Below are 1,783 nucleotides of genomic sequence, written 5' to 3'. Positions count from 1 at the left end.
CCGAAATGGGACGACGTGCCCTATGAGCAGCGCCCGGAAGCCGCGCTCCTGCGCCTGCGCAAGGAACTGGCGGTGTTCGCCAATCTGCGCCCCGCCATCTGCTATCCGGCGCTGGCCGAGGCCTCCTCGCTCAAGCGCGAGCTGGTGGAAGGGCTCGACATCCTCATCGTGCGCGAATTGACCGGCGGGGTCTATTTCGGCGAGCCCAAAACCATCACCGATCTGGGCGCCGGCCAGAAGCGCGCCATCGACACCCAGGTCTACGAGACCTACGAGATCGACCGCATCGCCCGCGTCGCCTTCGATCTGGCCCGCACCCGCGGCGGCAAGGTGCATTCGGCCGACAAGAAGAACGTCATGAAGTCGGGCGTGCTCTGGGACGAAGTGGTCAAGGGCGTGGCCAAGGACTATCCCGATGTCGAGCTGCACCACATCCTGGCGGACAACGCCGCCATGCAGCTGGTGCGCACGCCCAAGCAGTTCGACGTCATGGTGACCGACAATTTGTTCGGGGATATCCTCAGCGACGTCGCCGCCATGCTGACCGGCTCGCTGGGCATGCTGCCCTCGGCCAGCCTGGGCGCCCCCGATCCGGTGACCGGAAAGCGCAAGGCCTTTTACGAGCCCGTGCACGGCTCGGCCCCCGACATCGCCGGCAAGGGCATCGCCAACCCCATCGCCATGATCGCCTCCTTCGCCATGGCGCTGCGCTACAGCTTCGGCATGATCGAGCTGGCCGGCAAGGTGGAGGCGGCCATCTCGGCCGTGCTCAGCGACGGACTGCGCACCGGCGACATCGCCCAGCCCAATTGCCGGACCGTGGGCACCGAGGAAATGGGCGCCGCGATCCTGGCCAAGCTCAAGGCGTAACGATCCCGGCATCGCCCCGGCCCGGCGCCGGGGCCATCCCGAGACGGTGCGCCTTTCTCCGATCAAGCCCACCCGCCGGATCACCCCGACGGTGGAGCCAACAAAAAAGCCCCGGTGTCTCCACCGGGGCTTTTTGCATGACCATGCCAAAATTATTCGGCGGCGGCCTCTTCGGCGGCCGGAGCTTCGGCCGGGGCATTGGCGGCGGCCAGCTTGGCGGCCTTTTCCTCGGCGCGTTCCTTGGCCTTCTCGCCCGGAACGGCCTTGTTGGGGTTGTTGCGGGCATCGCGCTTGGCAACGCCGGCGGCATCCAGGAACCGCAGCACGCGGTCGGTGGGCTGGGCGCCGACATCGAGCCAGTGCTTGGCGCGCTCGGCATTCAGCACCACGCGGTTTTCCGCGTCCTTGGCCAGGAGCGGGTTGAAGGTGCCGAGCTTCTCGATGAAGCGGCCGTCGCGGGGCGAGCGGGCATCGGCGACGACGATATGGTAGAAGGGGCGCTTCTTGGTGCCACCACGGGCGAGACGGAGCTTGAGGGCCATTTTTGCTATCCTAGGGTTGGGTTTGGGTTGAGTTGACTATTTCTTCTTGCCCAGGCCGGGAAGGCCGGGGAAACGGGGAGCGCCGCCGCCCAGGCCCGGAAGGCCTGGAGCGCCGGAAGACTTGAGCAACGCGCCCACATCGCTGGGCAGCGCCTTGGGGGCGGGGGTCTCGGCGCCGGGCAGGCCCTTGAGCGCCGCCGGATCGATGCCGGCCTGGCGGGCCATCTGCTCGAGCTGGGCCGGGTCCATCTTGGAGAGATCGGGCATGCCGCCCATCATCTGGCCCATCTTGCCGCCGAACATGCCGCCCAAGGCACCCATGCCGCCCTTGCCGACCTTTTTCATCATGTCGGCCATCTGGCGGTGCTGCT

General features: G+C 67.4%; 2 protein-coding genes and 1 pseudogene. 1 reads left to right on the top strand and 2 read right to left on the bottom strand.

Features of this window, described 5'->3' with window-relative positions; translation table 11 throughout:
• Positions 1-870 (top strand): 3-isopropylmalate dehydrogenase (leuB, locus tag VDP82_RS17765; protein ID WP_323016144.1); only part of this gene is annotated, 870 nt, incomplete at its 5' end.
• A 152-nt stretch (positions 871-1,022) separates the two neighbouring features.
• On the opposite strand, the gene rpsP is transcribed toward leuB, so the two are convergent.
• Positions 1,023-1,412, bottom strand: coding sequence for a 30S ribosomal protein S16 (gene rpsP / locus VDP82_RS17760; RefSeq protein WP_323016143.1), 390 nt, complete (start codon positions 1,410-1,412; stop codon positions 1,023-1,025).
• A 36-nt stretch (positions 1,413-1,448) separates the two neighbouring features.
• Positions 1,449-1,783: pseudogene (locus VDP82_RS17755) on the bottom strand (signal recognition particle protein); the annotation flags it as partial.

The sequence above is a fragment of the Devosia sp. genome (assembly GCF_034675085.1).
In the GTDB taxonomy this organism is placed as follows: Bacteria; Pseudomonadota; Alphaproteobacteria; order Rhizobiales; family Devosiaceae; genus Devosia.
This window is presented reverse-complemented; position numbering and strand designations above follow the sequence as displayed.